This is a genomic window from Streptomyces sp. YIM 130001 (assembly GCF_003574445.1).
In the GTDB taxonomy this organism is placed as follows: Bacteria; Actinomycetota; Actinomycetes; order Streptomycetales; family Streptomycetaceae; genus Streptomyces.
In genome coordinates, this window is sequence record NZ_KZ984561.1 from 41,584 (window position 1) to 63,156 (window position 21,573).

Genomic DNA, 21,573 nt, shown 5'->3' on the forward strand with positions numbered 1-21,573 from the left:
GGGACGGACGGCCGGAAGGCTCGCGGCCGGGTCGGGAGCCGGCGAGCCGTTCCGGACACCGCTCTAGACGGGGTGCAGGCCGGGGAATTCGAGGCCGAGGTTCTCCGGCCATCCCATGCGCACGTTCAGGCACTGAACCGCGCCGCCTGCGCCGCCTTTGACGAGGTTGTCCAGCGCTGCGACGGCCACCACGGTGGACGTGGCCGGGTCGGTGGCGAATCCGACGTCGCAGTAGTTGGTGCCGGACAGGATCTTGGGCTCGGGAAGCCGGTAGAGGCCGCGGCGCTGGGCGATGATGCGGACGAAGGGTTCGTCCTGGTAGTGGCCGCGGTACAGCCGCCGTACCGCCTTGTCGTCCAGGGGTTCGCGCACCGGCACCCGGCAGACCACCTGGGCACCGCGTACCGCCTCCACGCCGGTCGCGCCCATCCGTGCCTCGATGCCGGTCGCCTGCGCGATCTCGGCTTCGTGCCGGTGGCCCGTGGGTGCGAACAGCCGCATGGTGCCGCTGCGTTCGGCGTGCAGGTTCATCTGCTCTGCGCGCACGCCGGAGCCGCTCGAACCGATCCGCCCGTCCACCGTTACGGGTCCGTCGACCACGCCCGCCTCGGCGAGGGGGCGCAGTGCCAGGATCGATGCGACGGCCATGCAGCCGGGCATGCTGATGGCGTCGGCTCCGGCCAGTTCGGCGCGGTGTGTCTCCGGCAGTCCGGGGACGAACGAGGCGAGCAACTCGGGTGCGGTGTGCGCCGTTTTGTAATAGCGCTCGTAGAGTTCCGGGTCCCGCAGCCGGAAGTCGGATCCGAGGTCGATCAGGCACTTGGCCTGTTCGCGCAATCGGGGTACGAGTTCCAGGCCGGCGGCCTGACCGACTGCCACGAACACCACGTCGTGATCACCCAGCGCGTCGGGGCCGATGAACGTGAGGTCGGTCCGGCCGCGCAGGTTCGGGTGGACGCGGTCCACCCTGCTGCCTGCGAGCCTGGTGGACACCGCGGCGGCCACCCGCACCTCTCGGTGGTCGAGCAGCAACCGCAGCAGTTCACCGCCGATGTAGCCCGAGGCCCCGACTACCGCGACATCGATCACGGCTACTCGCCCCAGTCCTCGTCGGCGTCGGGTGCCAGCGCCAGCAGCAGCGGTGACACTCCCACGACCTCGAGTTCGGCCGCGCACTCCGGGCATTCGACGATCTCGCCGGCCCGTGCGTCGCTCTCCACTCCTACCCGGCCCTCGCACTCCGGGCAGGCTTCCACGGTCGTCTCCGCTGTGGGCATAAGGTCCTCTCCTCCTGGTCGGACACCTGCGGGCCTCAGCTTCGTTCCTGCGCCGTGACCCCAGTAGTCAGGTAGATCCCGGACTTGTGGGCCGGGGCAGGGTCGGCAAATACTCTGAGGCTCCGTCCGCACGACTAGGAGTGACATGACGAGCAGATTCACGGAACTGGCAGTCGACTGTCGCGATCCGGAGAGGCTCGCGGCCTTCTGGTGCGAGGTCTTGGGCTTCGAGGTGATCGACCGGAGCGAGGGCAAGGTCGAGATCGGCTCCTGGGTGCCGACCGTCGAGGAGGTCCGGGCCCGTCAGATGCCGCCCACGGTGCTGTTCATCGAGGTGCCCGAGGGCAGGTCGGTGAAGAACCGGCTTCACCTCGACGTCAGTCCGATCGACCGCAGTACCGACGACGAGGCGAACAGGCTGCTCGCCCTCGGGGCCACCAGGGCCGATGTCGGGCAGGGCCCGGACCGGAAATGGGTGGTCATGGCCGACCCCGAGGGCAACGAGTTCTGTGTGCTGCGCAGCCTGGCCCCGAAGAGCTAGGGCGTCGTTCGGATCAGCGGGGAACGGGCCGTGCGAGGAGATCGAGGGCGCGGTCCTGGTCGGCCAGGAGCGCCGCGGACCTGCGCTCGAGGTCGTCCGCCGCTGCCGCGGTGTCGGCACGGGCGTTGGCGACGATGATCCGTACCGCGCTCCAGTGGTGGGCGACCCGCTCCACCTGACGGGATGCCTCCGTCAATTCGGGCCGGCCGAAGGTGTGGCCCGCGGCGGCGAGCCAGTCGGCGTGCACTCCGGTCTCGGCGAGTACGGTGCCGGCCACGACGAAGGTCTCGTCCACCACCTCGGTATCGCCGCCCGTGCGCATCCGCGCTGCGGCGGCGTCGAGGTAGCGGGCCAGGCCGCGGCGCCCGGCGAACAGTTCCGCGCCGTCGTCGGCGTATCCGTCCCGCAGGGTGCGATCGCCTTCCAGCGCGGCCACGTTGGCGCTGATCACCGTGCGCACATGGTCGAGGTCCCAGGGCGGCATGTCGGGGCCGACCGTGACCTCCAGCCATCGCCCGTCGATCGGATTGCGGGTGAAGAACAGGTCCCGGTCGTGGTCCTCGGGGTTGGCCGAGGCGCGTGCGGCGGCGAACTCGGCTCGTGTGATGGCGCCTTGGAAGCGTGGCGGCACCGGATCGGCCAGCAGCACCTCGTCCCGTTCGTCGTCGAACCCGTACACGGTCAGCAGGTGGTTGGTGTGCACGTCCCGGTATGCCGGACGGAAAGGCAGATGGAAGTTGTCGACCGCCGCGGCGACGGCGTGTCCGTCCCTGAGCGCGTCGCGTACTTGTGTCCAGGCCGTCTCGGGGTCCGGTGGGCGGTGCCAGCGCGATGTCACCGGATGGTGCGGGGCCACTGCCCCGAGCAGCGACTCGACGCCGAAGGGGACGTAGTACTCCTCGCGCCGCAGATCGCCCGACCGGTAGCCGAATCCCCAGGCCGCGCCGAGTACGTGGAGCGGGTCGGCGCCATGGCAGCCGAGCAGCACCCCCATCGTCGCGTGCAGGCAGTGTCCGAGGTCGTGGCGCCACGGCCGCACGTTGTCCAGCTCGACTCTCATGCCGCCTCCGTCACCAGGGTCAGCGCGAACAGATGCATGGCCGGGTTGTGGGGCAGGACGAGCGCGCTCAATCCGTCGGCCACCGCGAGAGGCACCCGCTGGTGCCAGATCGACGGGCTCATCGTGTTCTGCTCGTGTCTCGGGTACAGCATCGCGGTGGTCCGGAAGGCGAGACGCTCACCGAACCGCGGACCGGTCTGGGGCCAGAAATCCGACAGCCGCAGCCATTGCCTGCGGACGGTTCCGTCGGCGTACTCGACGAGCACGCTGTCTTCGGTACGGCGCTCGGCGGCGCCGAGGACGTGGATCCAGTCGGCCCGCACGGCAGGCAGCGGGATGCGTTGGCCGCGGCAGCGCAGATGGTCCGGCCGCTTCCCGTCGGCCGCGGGGAAGCGAAACGGCACCCGGTCGAGTTCCGTGAGGTTGCCGCAGGGCAGTTCCTCGGCCGGAAAGGCATTGCCCCAGATGTTGAACGCACCGCGACCGGAGCGGCTGTTCGGTTCGACGCCGACGCTGTCGAGGTAGTCCTCGATCGCGACCGGGTGGGCCGCTCCGACCGTGGACCGGACGAGAGTGGGAGTGACGTGCTTGACCACAGGAACCTCCTTGGAGCACAGGACGCGATACGGACGGTGGAGACGCGTGAGCGTGATCCGGCCGTCATGGAGCGGACCGCGGCGCTGGTCCGGGCCGCGTTCGCCGTGGGCGACCGGTATCCCGGTCTGCCGCCCGCCGACGGTTCCGCGGAGACGGGCGCCGACGTACTGGCCGAGCTGGAGCGCGGGACACGGATGTGGACGGGCTTGGACCGGCGCGGCGACGTGGTCGGCTGTGTGCGCGCGATACCCGGCGCGGACGTGTGGGCGGTACGGCGGCTCGCGGTCGCACCGCGGGCCAGGGGCAGGTCGGTCGGACGGCTCTTGATGCACGCGATCGAGGACGGTGCGCGCGCCGGTGGTGCGGCACGCGTGGTCCTCGACGCCGTGGTCGAGCGCGGCAACCCGCCGTTCTACTGCCGGCTGGGCTATCGCACCACGGCTCATTTCCCCGGGCCTGACAAGCCGTTGTCCGAGGTCCGTATGGTGAAGGATCTCGCCGCTGCGGATGAGGAGTTGCCCTATCCGTGGGGCGGCGAGCCCGTCCCGTTGTGGGACGGGCCGATGCGGGTGTGGTTCGGCGGGCCGCGGGGCAGTGTGGCGCTGCCCGCCCAGACCGGCGCCGCCCTCGAGGCGGGGCTTGCGGCGCTGGCCGGGCTCGCGGCACTGCATGTGGGCACTCCGGCGCGGTTCCTCGGCGGCGACGGACTCCCCCGCTCCGGTGGCCTCCTGGTGGATTCCCGGCCCACCGAGGCCGTGCCCGCGTTCCGGATGCCGCGGCGCGTGGACGGCGGTGCGCTCGCGCTGTGGCGCATCGGCGGCTGAGTCCATCAGTTCACCGCTGCGGTCAGCAGCCGGGCCTCGGCGACGATCCGTTCCGGGGTGATTCCGGCGTGCTCGAGCAGGTCGAGCTCTCCGCCGACCCGGTCGCTGAACCGGTCGGGCACCCCGATCCTGCGCACCGGGCAGCCGCCGCGGGCTGCGACGGTCTCGCAGACCGCGCTGCCCAGTCCGCCGACGACCAGGTGGTCCTCGATCGTGATGATGCCGCGGGTCTCGGCCGCTGCGCGCAGGACCGCTTCCTCGTCCAACGGTTTGATGGTGTGCATGTTGAGCACACGGGCCCGGATGCCTGCGGCGGCCAGCGTCTCGGCGGCGCGCAGCGCCATCACCACCGGATACGGCCCGGAAGCGATGAGCGTGACGTCGTCGCCGTCGGCGAGGGTCACGGCCCGGCCGATGCGGAAGTCGTAGGGCTGCCGGTAGACGAGTGGTGTTTCGGTGCGGCCCAACCGCAGGAAGACCGGGCCGGGAAGGCCGGCGGAGGCGATCAGTGCCTGTTCCGCCTCCACCGCGTCGGCGGGCACCAGCACGGTGAGGTTGGGCATCAGCCGCATGATCCCGAGGTCGTCCACCGCGTGGTGGGTGGGCCCGTAGTGTCCGGCGGACAGGCCGCCGTGGGAGACGACGATGCGCACGGGCAGGTCGTTGCCCGCCACGTCCACCTTGATCTGCTCGCAGGCGCGGGTCGCTGCGAAGCCGCTCAGGGTGTGCGCGAACGGTACGAGACCGGCGGCCGCCATGCCCGCGGCCGTGCCGATCAGGTTGGACTCGGCGATGCCCACGTTGACGTACTGCTCGGGCAGGTCGGCGAAGAGGCTCTCCAGTCCGCCGACGTCGGAGTCCACACACATGATCCGCGGGTCGCGCCGGGCCAGGTCGACGAGCGCGAGCCGGCAGATCTCCCGGCTCGGTCCCCCGTACCGTTCCTGCCACGAGGGTTCCTGCTCGGAGGGCGCCTCCTGGGCGATCGTCAGCTCGGTCACTGTTGTCGCTCCCTGCGGTTGCGGAGTCCCGCCAACGCGCGCAGGTGGAGCTTCGGCGTCAGCTTGACGAAATGGCTCTTCTTGCGGTCCTCGAGCATCGGGACGCCACGGCCCTTGACCGTGCGGGCCAGTACGACCGTGGGCCGTCCCTCGGTGTCCGGCAGCCCGTCGAAGGTGGTGAGCAGCGCGTTCAGGTCGTGTCCGTCCACCTCGCGTACGGCCCAGCCGAAGGCGCGCCAGCGGTCGGCCAGCGGTTCCAGCGACAGGCACTCCTCCGTGGTGCCGCTGATCTGCCAGCCGTTGCGGTCCACTACGGCGATCAGGTTGTCCAGGCGGTGGTGGGCCGCGCCCATCACCGCCTCCCATACCGAGCCCTCCTGGAGTTCGCCGTCGCCGAGCAGTGCGAACGCCCGGGCGGGGCTGCCGAGTCGGCGGGCGGCGAGTGCGGTGCCCGCGGCCAGCGAGAGGCCGTGGCCCAGGGAGCCGGTGGGGAATTCCACGCCCTCGACGCGGCGTAGCGGATGGGCGGCGAGCCGGCTTCCCGGTTTCGCGTAGTCGGCGCATTCCTCGGCCGGGATGAATCCGTACTCGGCGAGCACGGCGTACAGGGCTGCGCCCGCGTGGCCCTTGCTGAGCACGAAGCGGTCGCGGTCGGGCCAGTCGGGGCTCTCGGGTCGTACGCGCAGCACCGAGCCGTAGAGCACGGTCAGCAGGTCGGTGGCGGAGAGGCTGCCACCGAGGTGGGTGCCGGTCTCGCCGGCCCCCATCTCCAGCACGCGCTCGCGTATTCGGTGCGCCCGTTCGGCGAGCACGTCGACGTCGTCTGTGCTCATCGCACGGCCTCCGACGGGGTGGGGCTCATCGCACGGGCGAGCGTCGCCACCTGGTCGAGGTTCGCCCAGACCTTCTCGAACGCGGCCGCGCAGTCCTGGAGGACCGGGCCTGCGGCCGGGTTGAGGTGCCAGCGCTGGAGGGTCAGGGAGTCCTCGATGACGGCGAGGGTGTTCGGGTAGGTGTCGGTCGGCCCGTACTCGCCGGGCCGCAGTTTCCACGGGTATCCGCCGAAGCCCTTGCGGCTCACGAGCGCCTCCTGCTCGGGCAGGGGGACGGGCTGGTACTGCTGGAGCGGAACGCCCTCTGCGCGCATCACCCGCTCGACGGCGGCACGGACTGCGCCCGGTGAAGCGTCCTCGATGCCCATCCGTCCGGGAGAGAAGCGGAAGCGGAGGATGTGCCAGGCGTGCGTGCGGTCGTCGGGGCAGTGCGGTGTCTGGAGGCCGGGCAGCACGCTGAGCCGGTCGAGCATGGCCCGGACATTGCGGTCACGGGCCTGGTGGTACTCCTCGAGCCGGTCGAGCTGGCAGCGGGTGAAGGCCGCCTGGATGGCGCTGAGTTTGGCGTTGCCGGCCAGTTCGTGGGAGATGTAGTCGCGCTTGCCGCGTCCTTCGAGCTGTTCGCCGAACTGGCGGTGGCGCAGCAGCCGGTTGTGCAGGGCGGAGTCGTCCGTGGTGATGAGGCCGCCCTCCCCGCAGGTCGGCAGGTTCTTGACCACGTTGAGGCTGAAGGCGGCTACGTCGCCGAGCGCGCCGGTGCGGGTTCCGCGGTACTGCGCGGCGTGGGCCTGGGCGGCGTCCTCGACGAGCAGCAGATCGTGGCGGCGGGCGAGATCGTTCAGCTCGTCCATGTCGCAGGGCAGTCCGTGCAGATGGACGGCGAGGATCGCGGCGGTGCGTGGGGTGATGGCCGCGGCGGCGGCGCGCGGGTCCATGGTGAAGGTGACCGGGTCGATGTCCACGAAGACGGGGACGACGAGCCGGTGCACCGGGGCCACGGCGCTCGCGATGAACGACAGCGCAGGGACCAGGATTTCCGAGCCCGGTTCGACTCCGGCGGCGGCGAGGGCGAGTTCCAGTGCGGTGGTGCCGTTGGAGACCGCCGCGCAGTGTGCGGTGCCCACCAGGTCGGCCCACTCGCGCTCGAGGAGCTGCACTTGTCCGGAGCCGGGGTTGTTCGAGGTGAACTGGCCGCTGTCGAGTACGCCGACGACCGCGTGGCGCTCGGCGTCGGTGATCACCGGCCAGCCGACCAGGTCCTTCGCGGCCCGTTCCCGTGGGACGGCGCGGGGACCGCCGAACATAGCCAGCCCGTTACGGGTCATGCGGCAGCCTCCTCGATGTGGACCCATACGCCCGGACGGTCGGGCAGGCGGATCGCGATGGGGTTCTCGGGCCGGATGAGCGGGACGCGGGCCCGGCCCAGGCCCGGCGGGCAGTGGATCCATTCGGGCTCCACCGCGTCGGGGTAGTGCACCAGGACTTCGGCCCCGTCGACGGCTCGCGCCTGGTCGTGGCCGTCGAACACCAGCGGCAGCCAGTCCCGGTGGCCGTGGGGCAGGGGCACGAGGCCGCCTCGGCACTCGATGGAGTCGTCACGCACCGGATCGCCCCGTCCTGCTCAGGACGTGGTCGACATAGCGGCCGACCAGATCCACCTGGAGTACTTCCAAGGCGCCATGGAACTCCGGGGTGTGGTTGACCTCGTTGACGTAGTAGGCCCCCGAGCGGTCCTCCAGTACGTCGATGCCGAGGACACCGTCGCCGATCGCGTCGGCCGTGGCCGTGAGGAGCTTCAGGAGGTCGTCGTCCGGCGTGCACACCGAAGGGGTGCCGCCGCGCTTGGTGTTGGTGCGCCATTCGTCCGAGCTCTTGTAGATCGCTCCGATCGTCTCGCCGCCCATCACATAGGCCTTGATCTCGCGGCCGGGCTTGTCGATGTACTCCTGGATGTAGGTGATCCGGTTGACCGGGCCGGGCAGCGCGTCGCGGTGTTCGAGGACCGCCTCGGCGGCGTCGTGGCTCTCGAGGCGGGCGGCCAGCCGGCCCCAGGACCCGACGACGGGCTTGGCCACGGCGGGGTATCCGAAGTCCGCGAGCGCGGGCAGTGCCCCCTGCGGGGTGAGGGTCGTCATCCAGCGGGGCACCGGCAGCCCGGCCGCCTCCAGCGCGAGTGTGGTGAGCAGCTTGTCGCCGCAGGTGTCCAGGATGGAGGAGTCGTTCACCACCCTCACGCCCGCGTGCTCGAGCAGCCGTGTGGCGTAGAGATTGCGGGTGTGTCCGATCTCGCGGGTGAGGGCGCCGTGGTAGCGGAGGTCGTTGCCGGGCCCGAAGACGGTCGTCCTGGTGTCCACGACTTCGAACGGGACCCGGCGCCGTTCGAGTTCGGCGAGGAGCAGTTTCTCCTCGAGTCTGATCCGGGAGGCCAGCACGGCCAGCGGGAGGTCGTCGACGCTCACGTTCGCCTCTCTTCGGGGTAGGGGCCGGCGGCTCGTACCGGCCGGGCCAGGGAGCTCGCGATGTCCGGGAGTGCCTCGGCCAGGATGTCGATGGCGAGCAGGTACTCCTCCAGCCGGATGTGTTCCTCGTCTGTGTGGTCGAGCTTCGAGTCCCCGGGGCCGTAGGCGAGGGCGGGCGCCGACCAGTGGGGCGCCAGGACGTTCATGTCGGAGGTGCCGAGCTTGACCTTGACGGCGACCGCGCCGGTGCTGCGGCGCACCGCACCGGCGAACGCGCGGACCAGGGGCGCGCCGCGCCCCGTCCGGACGGCCGGCACCTGCTCGACCACGGTGATCTCGCCGTCCGCCGCGTGCTTGCGTACCTCGTCCAGGAATCCGGTGGTGTCGAAGCCGCGCGGGATCCGGCAGGAGATCTCGGCGCGTGCGTGGGTGAGGCCGCCGTCCAGGCCGACAAGTGCCGGCGAGGCGTGGTCGAAGAGGGGGGCGTCGACGGGCGCGGGAGGCAGCAGGGTCCGCACCTGCTGCCACAGGTCGCTCGCGAGCTCCACCGCCCGTTCCGCGGGGCTGCTCGTGTGTGCGGGCGGGCGGCGCACCTCGTAGCAGAACCGCAGGACTCCGCGGTAGCCGACGACCAGGGTGCCGGCTCCGCTGGGCTCGCCGATGAGCAGGGCGTCCGGGGGTGCCAGGGTGGTGGTGAGGTGGTGGGCGCCTCGCGAGGCGGCCTCCTCCTCCACCGCGCCGATGACGACGATCCGCCCGCATCCGGACGAGGCCGCCCGTGCACCGGCGTGCACCATGGTGGCGAGCGGGCCCTTTGCGTCCACCGTGCCCCGCCCGAACAGCAGGCCGCCGGACTCGTGTACCGGGAGTGTCCCCGCCACGGTGTCAAGGTGGCCGACCATCATGATCACCGGTCCGGTGGGGTCGCCGATCTCGCCGATCACGTTCCCGACGGCGTCGGTGCGCACGTCGTACCCGAGTGCTGTCATCCGCGCGGCGAGGAAGGCGCCCGCCGCGGCCTCTGATCCGGACGGCGAGGGGATCTCCACCAGGCCGCGCAGCGTCCGCGTCTCCTCGACGCGCGTGGGGTCAGCGCTCATTGATGTCGACCAGCAGCATGTCCCGTACGCCGGTGGTGCCGTCGGCGACGGTGGGCGTGACCTCGTGGGTTATCCGGGTGTCGGACACGACCAGCGAGTCCAGCCGATCGGTGAGCGTCATCCGCGTCTGCGGCAGGCCGTCGCGGTGGATCACGGACTCGCCGCCCGCGCAGTGCACCCGGCCCATCAGGTGCATGCCGATGAAGTCGTGGCCGTCGCGGTGCCTGCCCTCGGGGGTCGGGCTGCCCGGCGCATCGGGGGTGGCCAGCACCCGGATCTGATGCAGTCCCACCTCGGCCCTGGACAGTTGCGGGGCGGCCGCTGCGACGACGGCCAGGTCGATGCCGATCAGTTCGGTCAGCGCCGGATCGGTCAGCGTGCTCTCCGGGATCGGGCTGAACATCCTGGCCTGTCCGTCGTAGAGCGGGATGTGTTCCGCGGTCTGCTGGAAGGCCCGGTGCGGCAGTGGGGCGAAACTCCACTGACCGGTGGGGCCGCGCGAGGCCATCAGGCGCCCGTACCTTCGCTCGCGGACCACGCCGCCGGTGACCGTCTCGTCGCGTGGCAGGTGTTCCCAGGTGGCGGCGAATCGCGCGAGGTCCGCCGGCGGGAACCAGCCGGTCAACTCGCTGCCCGGCAGTGCGACGAAGTCGTCGCCCGCCAGGGCGTCCCCCCACTTCCCGAGTGCTTCAGCCCGACGCGTCAGGGCCACTGTTGCAACCGACATCCTTCCCACTTTCTGTGTGCGCTGTTGGTAGGCGGACCTCATAGCAGTCGATCGATGTCGTGCAGGGTCTCGCCGGAGCTGGTGGCGAGACCGGCCGCCAGCTGTTCGATGGTGTGGTCGCCGAGCATGGGCTCGAGGGCCATCAGGAGTCCTTCTTCCTGGGTGCGCTGGAAGACCCGTACCGCCCGCAGCGAATTGCCGCCGAGCTCGTAGAAGTTGTCCCGGATGCCGACGTCGCCGAGTTGGAGCACGTCCGTCCAGATCCCGGCCAGCAGCCTCTCGGCAGGTGTGCGCGGCGGTACGGTCTGCGTCTTGTCCTGTCGGCCGGGGCCGGCCTCGGGTAACGCGGCGCGGTCGAGTTTGCCGTTGGATGTCACCGGCAGCGCCGCAAGGACGACATACGTGCTCGGCACCAGGGCCGCGGGCAGCGTCCGCAGCAGGAAGCTGCGCAGGTCCTCACCGGTCGGCTGGTGTCCCGGGCATCCCACGTAGGCGACTGGCCGGATGTCGGCGCCGGAGCCTCGCACCAGGACCACGGTCTGTGCGACGCCCGGATACCGGCCGAGCGCGGCCTCGATCTCTCCCAACTCCACGCGGATGCCCCGGAGTTTCACCTGGTGGTCGTAGCGGCCGAGGAACTCCAGTGCGCCGTCGGGGAGTCGGCGGACCCGGTCGCCGGTGCGGTACAGGCGGGCGCCGTCGGCGGCGAACGGGTCGGGGACGAACCGTTGTGCGGTGAGCGCGGGCGCCGACAGGTAGCCGCGGCCCACCGCGACCCCGCCGATGTGCAGTTCACCGGGCACGCCCGGCGGCACCGGCTCGCCGCGCCGGTCGAGAACGTGCAGCCTGGAGCCGGGAATCTGGTGTCCGATGGGCAGTCGGGAGTGGTCGAGGTCCTGGGGGGCGACCTGGTGGTAGCTGACGTCGACGCAGGTCTCGGCCGGCCCGTAGAGGTTCCAGAGTTCGGTGTCCGGCAGGATCTCCTTGAAACGCCGGGCCGTCGCGACCGGCAGCTCCTCACCGCTGCACTGCACACGGCGCAGTACGCCCGCGCACGTGGCGGCGGCGGGGTCGGCGAGGAAGGCCTGGAGCATCGACGGAACGAAGTGGCAGGTCGTCACCGACTCCTCGGTGACGAGGCCGGCGAGGTACCGGGGGTCACGGTGGCCGCCCGGTTCCGCGAGGACGATCCGGGCCGCCGCGGTGAGCGGCCACAGCCACTCGGCGGCGGAGACGTCGAAGCTCCACGGGGTCTTGTGCAGGACGGCCTCGCCGGGCTCGAGTCCGAAGACCCGCTGCGCCCAGCCCACCCGGTTCGCCAGGGCCCGGTGGGTGTTCATCGCCCCCTTCGGGGTGCCGGTGGAGCCGGAGGTGTGGATGACGTAGACGAGGGAGTCCGGGTTCTGGTCCTGCGCTGCGCGCGATGGGCCGTCGTACGGGACATCCTCCGGCACGGTGTCGGCGCGCAGCAGCTCGGCGGCGGTGCTGTCCGCGAAGAGGCCGGCCGTGGTCGCGTCGGTCAGGACGACGGGCGTGCCGGTGTCCGCGACGAGGCAGGCCAGTCGCTCCTCGGGGTGGGCGGGGTCGAGCGGCAGATAGGCCGCGCCGCTCTTGAGGATGCCTAGGGCCGCGACGAGTTGGGCGATCGAGCGCTGCATGCAGATGGCGACCGGGCGTTCCGGTCCGACGCCGACGCCGTGCGAGCGCAGCAGCCGCGCCCACCGGCCCGACCTCTCCTCCAGCTCGCGGTAGGTGATCTCGTCGTCGGCACTGCTGATCGCGATCCTGTCGGGGTGTTCCCTGGCCGCCGCGGAGATCCAGTGGTGCACCAGGCCGTCGGCGACGGGCGGTCGGGCCTCCTCGGCACCGTCTCCCTGCACGCCGAGTGACAGCTGTCCGACCGGTTCGGCCGGGTCGGCCAGCGCGTCGGTGAGCAGGGCGAGCCAGCCCGCCACGAGGCGCCGCACGTCAGCGGGGTCCCATTGGGCGTTGTGCACCAGCCGCCCGGTCAGTCCCGCGTCCGCCGTCTCCGACAGGTAGAGGTTGAGGCCGAACTGGGCGGGGAGGTCGGCGAGTTCGACCGGTTCGGCCGTGATGCCGGGCAGGTCCCATCGTGGGGTGGGCGTGTTCTGCAGGGCGATGAGCGCGCCGACCAGCGGGGTGCGGCCCTGGACCCGGTCGGCTCCCGAGACCTCGACGATCCGCTCGAACGGCAGGTCCTGGTGCTCGAAGGCGCCCAGGCAGGTCTCGCGTACCGCACCGAGCAGCGTACGGAACGATGATCCGGTGTCCACGCGGGTGCGAAGCGGCAACGTGTTGACGAAGAAGCCGACGAGGTGGTGGAGTTCGGGCCGCGGCCGGCCGGCGACCGGCGTGCCCACCACGACGTCGTCCCGTTCGGTCCAGCGTGCGAGGACCGCCATGTATGCGGCGGTCAGCACCATGAAGGGCGTCGCGGACTCCTGCTTCGCCAGTCGGCCGACGGCCTCCATCAGCGCTGCGGGCACCTCGACGGGCACGTCCGACGAGGTGCCGTCGACGGGTTCCGCGGGCTCCAGCGCAACGGCGCCCGCCATGCGCTCCTGCCAGTAGTCGGTGAACTCCGGTCCGGCGGCGGCAACGGTCTCGCGCTGCCATGCGGCGAAGTCGCCGTACTGGATGGGCAGTTCGGGCAGTTCGGGCAGTTCGGGCAGTTCGGCCGGGCCGGTGGCGGTCTCGGCACGGTAGAACGCGGCGAGTTCGTGGTGGAACACACCGATCGACCAGCCGTCGGACACGATGTGGTGCATCGAGACGCCGAACAACCAGGACGTCTCGCCGAATCGGACGAGCGCGGTGCGCAGCAGGGGGCCGGTGGCGAGGTCGAAGGGCGCGTCGAGATGCTCGGCCAGGGTGTGGCGGGCGGCGGCGAGCGTGGGCTGCGGTGCTTGGAGCCGGGCGGTCGTCGCCCGGGTGCCCGGGTGGACGAGCTGCACCAGTTGCCCGTCGGGGCCCAGTTCCAGTGTGGTGCGCAGGATCTCGTGCCGTTCGACGAGACATGTGACGGCGCGGGCGAGGGCGTCCGGGTCGAGCTGACCGTCCAGGCGGATGGCGCCGCCGAGATGGTAGGCGTTGCCGGCGCCGAGCCGGTCGAGCAGCCACAGCCGTTCCTGCCCGAACGAGGCGGGCAGTTCGAACGGTTCGTCGTCGGCCAGGGCCTGTTCGCTCATGGTCGGGCTCCTTGTTCGGCCGGGGTCGCGAGACCGGGTCCGCGGTGCCGGCGGGCGGCGCGCGCGATGGGTGCGAGCCGCGGCGCCCGGCTGCCGGAGTGCTGGGTGATCCATGTGCCGACGGCGGCGATCGTCGGGGCGCGCAGCAGCACGCCGAGCGGCAGTTCGCAGGCGAACGCGTCCTGGATCCGGCCGACGATCTGGACGGCGAGCAGGGAGTGCCCGCCCAGCGAGAAGAAGTCGTCGTGGACGCCGATCCGGTCGAGGCCGAGAGCTTCCTGCCACATCCGGGTGATGATCCGCTCGGTGTCGTCGCGCGGGGCGACGTAGCCGGTCGCGAGGGCCGGCCTGAGCGAGCTGGGCGACGGCAGTGCGGCGCGGTCCAACTTGCCGTTGGGTCCGATCGGCCACTGGTCGACCACCATCAGGGAGGCGGGGACCATGTAGTCGGGCAGTGTCCGGTGCAGATGTTCGCGCAGCCCCGCCACGGTCAGCCGCTCGCGGATCGCGCGCCGGGGGTCGTTCGCGAAGGCCCCGTCGGTGGGCGGCAGTTGAGCGGGACGGCCACCCGCCGGGCGGTTCGCCCCGCGAAACTCCGGGTCGAGCACACCGGGTGCGGCGCCGAGCCGGGGCATCAGGGTGTATCCGTCGGGTACGGGCAGGTCCGCGGGTTCACCTGCCGGCTGCGGATCGCGATCGGCGAGGGCGCGGCGCAACGCGCCCACGGTGTCCGCGTCTGCCTCGCGCAGCAGCCGCACCCTGGCCAGGTCCTCGCTCAGTCGTGCGTCGGGCAGGCCCGACAGGCCGTACGACCCGTCCTGGTCGGGCGGGCCGGATGCCCAGGGGCGCCAGGCGTCCGGCACCTCGGGGGCGGATTCCCCGCCCGGCGCGGCGATGATCACGTCGTAGCGGAACCGGGTCAACTCGTTGCGGTGCGGGGAGGACTTGGCGAGCAGGCAGACCTGGGAGCTGGGGGCGACCGTCTCGAAGAGGGCCGGGTGGATGAGCAGTTCCTCCTCGTGGGCGATCTGCTGGTCCACGAGCCTGCGCAGGTCGGCGGCCGGTGTGCGGTCGGGCAGCCTGGCCGCCTGCACGGAGCAGTGGAACGCCTCGATCAGGCGCAGGTCCCGTACGTCGCCCACGTAGAGGTGGCCGCCGGGCGCGAGCAGGGCGAGTGCGCCGCGCAGGACCCGCTGCAGATAGTCGACGTCGGGGAAGTACTGCACGACCGAGTTGAGGATGATCGTGTCGAACTCGCCCTCGGCGAATTTGGTGAAGTCGTCGGCCGGCTGTTGCGACAGCTCCACGTTCGTGTCCGTGTCCAGGTGCGCGGCGAGCCGGGTGAGGGCCTCGGGCGAGATTTCGGTTCCGACGTATCGCGCGCAGTGCGGGGCGAGCCGAAGGAGGAACTGTCCGGTGCCGCAGCCGATCTCGAGCACGTTCGACGGCCGCAGCGCGGTGATCCTGTCCACGGTCTCGTCGACCCAGACGCGCATCTCCTCCTCCGGGATGGGCTCTCCGGTGGCGGAGTCGTTCCATCCGGCGAGGTCGATCGCGTCCGCTGAGGGGGTGGATGCCTGGTAGGTGTCGTCGAAGACCGTGCGCCAGCGGTCGGCGTGATCGCTGTTGTCCTCCGGCTGGGCCGCACTCTCCTCGTGGGGTCCGAGGCCGGCGTAGGCCGCGAGCTGAAGGTCTCCCTCCGCGTCGCGGTACGGCAGGACGACGGCCCGTTCGACGGCCGGGTGCGCGCCGAGGACGGCCTCGATCTCGCCCGGCTCGATCCGCTGGCCGCGGACCTTGAGCTGATGGTCGGCCCGTCCGAGGTAGTCGATCGTGCCGTCGGCGCCCCACCGTGCCCGGTCACCGGTGCGGTAGAGCCGTCCGCCCGGCGTGAACGGGTCGGGCAGGAATTTCTCGGCGGTCAGGCCGGGCCTGCCCCGGTAGCCGCGGGCGAGCGGGATTCCGCCGATGTACAGGTCGCCGGCCGCTCCCGGTGGCACCGGTTCGAAGTGGGCGTCGAGGACGTAGAGCCGGGCACCGGCGATCGGGGTGCCGATGGGCAGGCGTGCCTCGTGCTCCGGTGCGAGGGGCCTCGGCACCTGCCAGGCCGTCACGTCGATGGCGGCCTCGGTGGGCCCGTAGAGGTTGTACAGCCGGGTGCCGGGCAGCGCGTTCATGAATCGGCGCGCGGTCGCGGGCGGGAGTTCCTCGCCGCTGCACACGACCCGGCGCAGTACGCCCGCGCAGTCCGCGGCGGGCCCGTCGAGGAAGGCGCGCAGCATGGAGGGGACGAAGTGGCAGGTGGTGACCGCGTGTTCGCGGATCAGGTGGGCGATGACGCGCGGGTCGCGGCGGCCGTCGTCGCCCGCCACGACGATGCGCGCGCCGACGGCCAGCGGCCAGAGCCACTCCCACCCGGAGACATCGAAGCCGAGCGGAGTCTTGTGCAGTACCGCTTCCCCGGGCTGCAGGCCGTAGGCCTCCTGCATCCACAGGATCCGGTTGGCGACCGCCGCGTGCTCGTTGGTCACGCCCTTGGGCCGGCCGGTCGAGCCGGAGGTGTAGAGCACGTACGCACTCGCGCCCGGTGGGACGGCGACGGCGGGACGGGTGGCGGGAGCCGACGGATCGCCGGTGGTCTCGGTGATCACGAGGCGGGCGCCCGCGTCCTGGGCGAGTTCCGCCAGTCGTTGCGGCGGATGCGCGGGATCGAGCGGCAGGTAGGCGGCGCCGGCCTTGAGCACCGCGAGCATCGCGACGACGGCGTCGGCCGAGCGGGAGAGTTGTACGCCCACGACATCGTCGACGTGTACGTCCCGGGCGATCAGATGGTGTGCCAGGCGGTTGGCGCGCGCCTCCAGCTCCGCGTAGGTCAGTGTGAGCGCGCCGTCGACCAGGGCGACCGCTTCCGGTGCCCGGTCCGCGGCGCTTTCGAACAGCTGGTGGAGCAGGCCGGAGCCGGCCGGAGCCGCCGCCGATCCGCTCCACTGTGCAAGGACGGTCTGCCGGTCGGTGCCGGACAGCATCCGCAGCTCGTCGGCGGGGGCGTCCGGCCGTTCGACACCGTCGTCGAGCAACGCCAGCAGGCCTTCGGTCAGCCGGGCCGCCGTGGCCTCGTCGAACAGGTCCGTAGCGTATTCGAGCCAGCCGCCGAGACCGCCGTCCTCGGTGGGGGTCAGTTCGATCTGGATCTCGAACTTGGCGGTGCCGGTGTCCAGGGGGAGCACCTCGACCTCGAGGCCGGGCAGGTTCAGCTTGGGACGCGGGCTGTTGTGCAGCACGAGCATGTGTCGTACCAGTGGCACCCGGGCGCCCGGTTCCCGGTCCGGCTGAAGCCGCTCGACGATCTGCTCGAAGGGAACGTCCTGGCCGGCGTAGCCGTCCAGGCAGGCGGTTCGCGCCCGGCCCACCAGAGTGCGCAACGAGGGCTGTCCGCCGAGATCCAGGCGCAGCGGGAGGGTGTTCACGAAGAAGCCGATGAGCGGCTCGATCTCACTGCGGTTGCGGCCGGCGACGGCGCAGCCCAGGACGACGTCCTCGCGGCCGCCGCTCCATCTGCCGAGCAGGGCGGTGAGGGCCGCCACGAGCACCATGTAGGGCGTCGCCCGTTCCTGGTCGGCCAGTTGCTTGATCCGGGCCATCAGATCGGCGGACAGGGTCAGCGGCACCTGGCCGCCCACGAAGGATCCCGATTCCCGCCGCGGGCGATCCGTGGGCAGGTCCAGGGCGGAGGCTCCCTCGAGGCGGTCGACCCAGGCGTGCAGCGCCTCCTCGTGGCCGGGCTCGCGCATGCGCTCGTTGAGCCAGGCCGCGTAGTCGGCGTACTGCACGGCGGGTTCGGGCAGCGGCGAGGGCTCGCCCTGTGAGAAGGCCGGGTAGAGCGCGCCCAGTTCGCGCAGCAGCACACCGAGCGACCAGCCGTCGGCGGCGATGTGGTGCATCGACAGCTGCAACAGGTGCAGGTCGGGGGCGAGGCGCAGCAGCCCTGCGCGCAGCATCAGGTCACCGGAGAGGTCGAAGGGGCGCAGGGCCTCGGCGTCGAGCCTCTCGCGCACCGCGTGCTGCCGGGTGGCCTCCGGCAGCGCGGACAGGTCGGCGAACTCCAGCGGTACGGGTGCCACCGGCTCGACCCGGGTGAACAGTTCGTCGCCGTCACCGTGGAAGGTGGTGCGCAGCGTCTCGTGCCGGCGTACGACCTCGGTCAGGCAGCGGGAGAGCACCTCGGGATCGAGGGCGCCGCGCAGTTCGGCGACGCCGGTGATGGTGTAGAGCGCGGAGCCGGGCTGGAGTCGGTCGAAGAACCAGATGCGGTGCTGGGCGGAGGACGGCTCGGCGTGCGCGCGGTCCACGGCGTTCGGCCGTATCTCCGGGCGCGGCGCGGGTGCGGAGTCCTGTTCGGCCAGCAGGCGTTCCAGCAGGCGGAGTTGGTCGGGGGCCATGCTCCCGGGGCGGAACCCGGCGGCGTCGGAGAGAGTCATGCGCCGAGCCTCCTGGTCACCTGGTCGGCGTCCATGCCGCTTACCTGGAGGATCAGCTCCGCGACATGGTCGGCGTCCGATCCCGCCTCGGCTGCCGCGGAGCGCAGCCGGCCGGCCAGCGCGCGGACGGTGCCCGCCGTGAGGAAGCCGCGGATCGGGAAGTCCACCCGGAACAGGTCGCGGATCCGGGAGACCACCTGTGTCACGAGCAGCGAGTGACCGCCGAGGTCGAAGAAGTCGTCGCTCACCCCCACCCGGTCGAGTTCGAGTACCTCGGCCCAGATTCCGGCGAGGACCTTCTCCAGGGCATCGGCGGGCTCGGTGTAGCCGCCGGACAGTTCGGGCCGGATCGCGGCCGGGTCCGGCAGCGCGGTCCGGTCGAGCTTGCCGCTCGGCTGGAGCGGGAACTCGTCCATGAGGACGAACGCCGAGGGCACCATGTGGTCGGGTACGCGGTCGAGCAGGTACTGGCGCAGTTCTCCGACGCTCGGTGGCAGTGGGCCCCGGGTGGTCAGGTAGGCCACCAGACGCCGGTCGGCGCCCTCGCCGCGCAGGAGGACGGCGCAGCGCTTGACGTCCTCGTGGGAGGTGAGCGCGGCCTCGATCTCACCCGGCTCGATCCGCAGTCCGCGCAGCTTCACCTGGTGGTCGAGCCTGCCCAGGAACTCCAGCTCACCCGAGGTGCGCCAGCGGGCGGCGTCCCCGGTGCGGTAGAGCCGCCCCGAGGAGGTGGGGTCGAACGGGTCGGGGATGAACCGCTCGGCCGACAGGCCCGGCCGTCGCCAGTATCCGCGGCGCACACCGGCGCCGCCGATGAAGAGCTCGCCGCGCACGCCCACGGGGACGGGTTCACCGTGCGCGTCCAGGACGTACAGGTGCTGGTTGGGCAGCGGGCGGCCCCAGGGGATGGTGCCGGGGACCGGCTCGGGCCGGCGCACGAGGTGGTAGGTCGAGCAGTACGAGACCTCCGTCATGCCGGCGAGGTTGTACAGCCGCAGATCCGGCAGGAGTTCACCGAGCCGGTCGGCGAGCGCGGAGGGCGGCCGGTCGCCGCCGAGGGCGGCCAGGCGCAGCGCGGCTCCGTCGAGACCGGGGCCGCCGTGCGCGTGGTTGACCAGCAGTTCGAGCAGTGCCGGCGCGGAACTCCACGCGGTGACCTGGGCGTCGATGAGCAGCTGGCGCAGCCGCACCGGGTCGGTGACCTCGAGGTCGTCCGGCGGGACGACCACACAGGCGCCCGCGAGCAGGCTGCCGAGTATCTCGTAGACCGACATGTCGTAGTTGAGGCTGGACACCGCGAGCATCCGGTCCGCGGGGCCGAGACCGAGGGTGCGGTTCAGTCCGGTCAGGGTGTTGACCACGCCGCCGTGTTCGTTGGCCGAGCCCTTGGGCACGCCGGTGGAGCCGGAGGTGTAGATGACGTAGGCCAGCGTGCGCGGGTGCACCGGGCCGGGCCGGGCCGCCCGCGGGCCGTCGGCGCCGATGTCGTCCATGAGCACCAGTTCGGGGCCGGTGTCCGCGTCGTCGGATGCGTGCAGCCGGCCGGTGTCGGCCACCGTGTGGTCGGTGATGATCAGCGAGACGCCCGAGTCGCGGACCATCAACTCGACGCGGCTCTGCGGGTAGCCGGGGTCGAGCGGCATGTATCCGGCGCCCGACTTGAGCACCCCGAGCACGGCCACCACCATGTCGGCCGAGCGCGGAAGGCTGATCCCGACGACGTGTTCGGGACCCGCGCCCAGCGAACGCAGCCGGTGCGCGAGCCGGTCGGCGCGCTCGGTCAGCTCGCGGTAGGTGAGCACGGTGTCGCCGCACTCGACCGCCGGGGCATCGGGCCCGGCGTCCGCCGTCGCGTCGATGAGGGTGTGCAGGCAGCCCGCTTCGTCGGCGGCGCTCGCGTCGCCGGCGCCGGACAACTCGCCGACGAGGCGCCCCCGTTCGTCCGCGGACAGCAGGGGCAGTCGGTCGACCGGTTGGTCCGGGCCGGCCAGCGCGGTCTCGATCACCCGGACGAACGCGTCGGCGATACGGCCCGCGGTGTCGGCCTCGAAGAGGTCGGTGCTGTATTCGACCCGGCTGCGCAACTGGCCGTCGGGCTCCGGGACCAGGTCGAGCACCAGGTCGAACTTGCTGGCGTCCTGGCTGCTCGCCAGGTCCAGTTCCTCCACGTCGAGGCCGGCGAGTGCGGGCCGCTGTCCCGGTACGTCACGCAGTGCGAGCATCACCTGCACCAGCGGCACGGGGCCCAGGGAGCGGTCCGGCCGCAGGGCCTGGACCAACTTGCCGAAGGGGACGTCCTGATGGGCGTACGCCTCGGTGCAGGACTGCTTGACCTCGCCGAGCAGTGAAGTGAACGTGGACGTGCCCGGCACGCCCACCCGCAGCGGCAGGGTGTTGACGAAGAACCCGGTCAGCGGCTCCAGTTCGGGGTGGGCCCGCCCGGCGACCGGCGAGCCGATCACGACGTCCCTCTGGCCGCTCCACCGGGCGAGTACGACGGCGAACGCGGCGACCAGGACCATGTACGGGGTCGTCCCGCGTTCCTCGGCGAAGGAGACCACGGCCTTCCACAGGTGCGGCGGGAAGGAGAACGGTTCGGACGCTCCGTGCCAGGTGCGTGCCGCGCTGGGTGCGGTGTCCGCGGGCAGCTCCAGCACCGGGGCGTCGTCGAGGCGCTCGCGCCAGTAGGCGATCTGCTCGTCCAGCGGACCGGTGGCGAGCCAGTCTCGCTGCCAGACGGCGTAGTCGGCGTACTGGATGTCGAGTTCCGGCAGCGGCGAGTCCTGCCCGCGCCGGTAGGTGTCGTAGAGGACACCGAGCTCGTGCAGCAGGACGCCGAGCGACCAGCCGTCGGCGGCGATGTGGTGCAGGCCGAGGACGAGCACGTGGTGGTCGTCGGACAGGCGAAGCAGCCGGGCGCGCACCATGAGGTCGGACGCGAGGTCGAAAGGTGTGGTGGCCTCGGCCCGGCACGCGGCGAGCGTGTCCTCGTCGTCGGCGTCCACCACGGGAAGCGGCACGGGCCGGGGAGGTCCGACGCGCTGCTCGGGCAGGCCGTCCTGGTCGGGGAAGGTGGTGCGGAGCACCTCGTGGCGGCGCACGATCTCGTCGAGGGCCGCGCTGAGCGCCGTCCGGTCGAGTGCGCCGCGAAGGCGCAGCGCGCCGGACATCACATACGCGGTCGAACCCGGGTCGGCCTGGGCGAGGAACCAGAGCCGCTCCTGTGCGTAGGAGAGCGGGAAGCGCGGCTCGGCGCCATCGCGGGGCAGCGGCCGCGGCTTGAGTGCCGCCGCCTTACGCCGGGCGAGCTCCAGCGTGAGCAGCGACCGGCGCTCCGCCGACAGCCCCTCGAGAGCGGGCTTCCCCTCCGGTCCGGCCGTCACCGTCGCCGTGCCGCCGGCCGTGTCACGTCCTCCGGACGAATCCGCCTTGCCCATGCCTGTTCCTCCCAATCGGCCTTGCGGCCG

Annotated in this window: 16 protein-coding genes; 2 read left to right on the forward strand and 14 right to left on the reverse strand. The window is 71.8% G+C overall.

Annotation, left to right across the window (positions count from 1 at the left end; translation table 11 throughout):
• Positions 1-63: 63 nt before the first annotated feature.
• Entirely contained in the window at positions 64-1,089 is a 1,026-nt protein-coding gene (gene argC, locus DSC45_RS23935; protein WP_119293996.1) for an N-acetyl-gamma-glutamyl-phosphate reductase, read from the reverse strand.
• 2 nt (positions 1,090-1,091) lie between these two features.
• A complete protein-coding gene (locus DSC45_RS23940) occupies positions 1,092-1,277 on the reverse strand; it encodes a lysine biosynthesis protein LysW (RefSeq protein ID WP_205571409.1) in 186 nt (61 codons plus the stop codon).
• Between the two features lie 145 nt (positions 1,278-1,422).
• On the opposite strand from DSC45_RS23940, the gene DSC45_RS23945 reads away from it, so the two are divergent.
• Positions 1,423-1,818 carry a VOC family protein gene (locus DSC45_RS23945; protein WP_119293997.1) on the forward strand — a complete coding sequence of 132 codons (396 nt, stop codon included), beginning with the start codon at positions 1,423-1,425 and terminating at the stop codon, positions 1,816-1,818.
• 13 nt (positions 1,819-1,831) lie between these two features.
• Here the strand turns inward: DSC45_RS23945 and DSC45_RS23950 are convergent, their stop codons facing one another.
• Together DSC45_RS23950 and DSC45_RS35865 are read right to left on the reverse strand one after the other, a co-directional pair.
• On the reverse strand, positions 1,832-2,878 hold the full coding sequence (locus DSC45_RS23950; protein WP_119293998.1) for a BtrH N-terminal domain-containing protein: 1,047 nt from the start codon (positions 2,876-2,878) through the stop codon (positions 1,832-1,834).
• A complete protein-coding gene (locus tag DSC45_RS35865) occupies positions 2,875-3,474 on the reverse strand; it encodes a hypothetical protein (protein WP_162929325.1) in 600 nt (199 codons plus the stop codon). Before DSC45_RS35865 ends, DSC45_RS23950 begins: the two co-directional genes overlap by 4 nt.
• Between DSC45_RS35865 and DSC45_RS35870 the strand changes: the two genes are divergently transcribed.
• Positions 3,463-4,299, forward strand: coding sequence for a GNAT family N-acetyltransferase (locus tag DSC45_RS35870; RefSeq protein ID WP_162929326.1), 837 nt, complete (start codon positions 3,463-3,465; stop codon positions 4,297-4,299). The two genes, DSC45_RS35865 and DSC45_RS35870, sit on opposite strands and share 12 nt — an antisense overlap.
• A 5-nt stretch (positions 4,300-4,304) precedes the next feature.
• On the opposite strand, the gene DSC45_RS23960 is transcribed toward DSC45_RS35870, so the two are convergent.
• From DSC45_RS23960 to DSC45_RS24005, 10 genes are read right to left on the reverse strand one after another with little or no spacing between them, the layout of a single operon-like run.
• Positions 4,305-5,300 carry a transketolase family protein gene (locus tag DSC45_RS23960; RefSeq protein ID WP_205571410.1) on the reverse strand — a complete coding sequence of 332 codons (996 nt, stop codon included), beginning with the start codon at positions 5,298-5,300 and terminating at the stop codon, positions 4,305-4,307.
• On the reverse strand, positions 5,297-6,133 hold the full coding sequence (locus DSC45_RS23965; protein ID WP_119294000.1) for a transketolase: 837 nt from the start codon (positions 6,131-6,133) through the stop codon (positions 5,297-5,299). Before DSC45_RS23965 ends, DSC45_RS23960 begins: the two co-directional genes overlap by 4 nt.
• A complete protein-coding gene (locus DSC45_RS23970) occupies positions 6,130-7,437 on the reverse strand; it encodes a DegT/DnrJ/EryC1/StrS family aminotransferase (protein WP_240434810.1) in 1,308 nt (435 codons plus the stop codon). The genes DSC45_RS23965 and DSC45_RS23970 overlap by 4 nt, the downstream gene beginning before the upstream one ends.
• 17 nt (positions 7,438-7,454) lie before the next feature.
• A complete protein-coding gene (locus DSC45_RS23975) occupies positions 7,455-7,736 on the reverse strand; it encodes a hypothetical protein (protein ID WP_119294002.1) in 282 nt (93 codons plus the stop codon).
• Positions 7,729-8,592: a RimK family alpha-L-glutamate ligase gene (locus DSC45_RS23980; RefSeq protein ID WP_240434811.1), complete on the reverse strand. Its 864-nt coding sequence runs from the start codon at positions 8,590-8,592 to the stop codon at positions 7,729-7,731. The genes DSC45_RS23975 and DSC45_RS23980 overlap by 8 nt, the downstream gene beginning before the upstream one ends.
• Positions 8,589-9,692: a M20/M25/M40 family metallo-hydrolase gene (locus DSC45_RS23985; RefSeq protein WP_119294003.1), complete on the reverse strand. Its 1,104-nt coding sequence runs from the start codon at positions 9,690-9,692 to the stop codon at positions 8,589-8,591. The genes DSC45_RS23980 and DSC45_RS23985 overlap by 4 nt, the downstream gene beginning before the upstream one ends.
• The gene (locus tag DSC45_RS23990) at positions 9,682-10,419 is read right to left on the reverse strand and encodes a 2OG-Fe dioxygenase family protein (RefSeq protein WP_162929328.1); all 738 of its coding nucleotides are present in this window, start codon (positions 10,417-10,419) and stop codon (positions 9,682-9,684) included. The genes DSC45_RS23985 and DSC45_RS23990 overlap by 11 nt, the downstream gene beginning before the upstream one ends.
• Before the next feature lie 38 nt (positions 10,420-10,457).
• Complete coding sequence (locus DSC45_RS23995; RefSeq protein ID WP_162929329.1) at positions 10,458-13,628, reverse strand: non-ribosomal peptide synthetase; 3,171 nt, start codon at positions 13,626-13,628, stop codon at positions 10,458-10,460.
• Positions 13,625-18,106 (reverse strand): non-ribosomal peptide synthetase, encoded by a 4,482-nt coding sequence (locus tag DSC45_RS24000; RefSeq protein WP_119294006.1) that lies wholly within the window; start codon positions 18,104-18,106, stop codon positions 13,625-13,627. Before DSC45_RS24000 ends, DSC45_RS23995 begins: the two co-directional genes overlap by 4 nt.
• Positions 18,103-21,543, reverse strand: coding sequence for a non-ribosomal peptide synthetase (locus DSC45_RS24005; RefSeq protein ID WP_119294007.1), 3,441 nt, complete (start codon positions 21,541-21,543; stop codon positions 18,103-18,105). Before DSC45_RS24005 ends, DSC45_RS24000 begins: the two co-directional genes overlap by 4 nt.
• Positions 21,544-21,573 lie beyond the last annotated feature (30 nt).

What these genes read in the sequence shown, in the direction of transcription:
- DSC45_RS23940 (WP_205571409.1), bottom strand. Translation starts at nt 1,277, where the DNA reads ATGCCCACAGCGGAGACGACCGTGGAAGCCTGCCCGGAGTGCGAGGGC.
- DSC45_RS23945 (WP_119293997.1), top strand. Translation starts at nt 1,423, where the DNA reads ATGACGAGCAGATTCACGGAACTGGCAGTCGACTGTCGCGATCCGGAG.
- DSC45_RS23950 (WP_119293998.1), bottom strand. Translation starts at nt 2,878, where the DNA reads ATGAGAGTCGAGCTGGACAACGTGCGGCCGTGGCGCCACGACCTCGGA.
- DSC45_RS23965 (WP_119294000.1), bottom strand. Translation starts at nt 6,133, where the DNA reads ATGAGCACAGACGACGTCGACGTGCTCGCCGAACGGGCGCACCGAATA.
- DSC45_RS23970 (WP_240434810.1), bottom strand. Translation starts at nt 7,437, where the DNA reads ATGTTCGGCGGTCCCCGCGCCGTCCCACGGGAACGGGCCGCGAAGGAC.
- DSC45_RS23985 (WP_119294003.1), bottom strand. Translation starts at nt 9,692, where the DNA reads ATGAGCGCTGACCCCACGCGCGTCGAGGAGACGCGGACGCTGCGCGGC.
- DSC45_RS23990 (WP_162929328.1), bottom strand. Translation starts at nt 10,419, where the DNA reads ATGTCGGTTGCAACAGTGGCCCTGACGCGTCGGGCTGAAGCACTCGGG.
- DSC45_RS23995 (WP_162929329.1), bottom strand. Translation starts at nt 13,628, where the DNA reads ATGAGCGAACAGGCCCTGGCCGACGACGAACCGTTCGAACTGCCCGCC.
- DSC45_RS24000 (WP_119294006.1), bottom strand. Translation starts at nt 18,106, where the DNA reads ATGACTCTCTCCGACGCCGCCGGGTTCCGCCCCGGGAGCATGGCCCCC.
- DSC45_RS24005 (WP_119294007.1), bottom strand. Translation starts at nt 21,543, where the DNA reads ATGGGCAAGGCGGATTCGTCCGGAGGACGTGACACGGCCGGCGGCACG.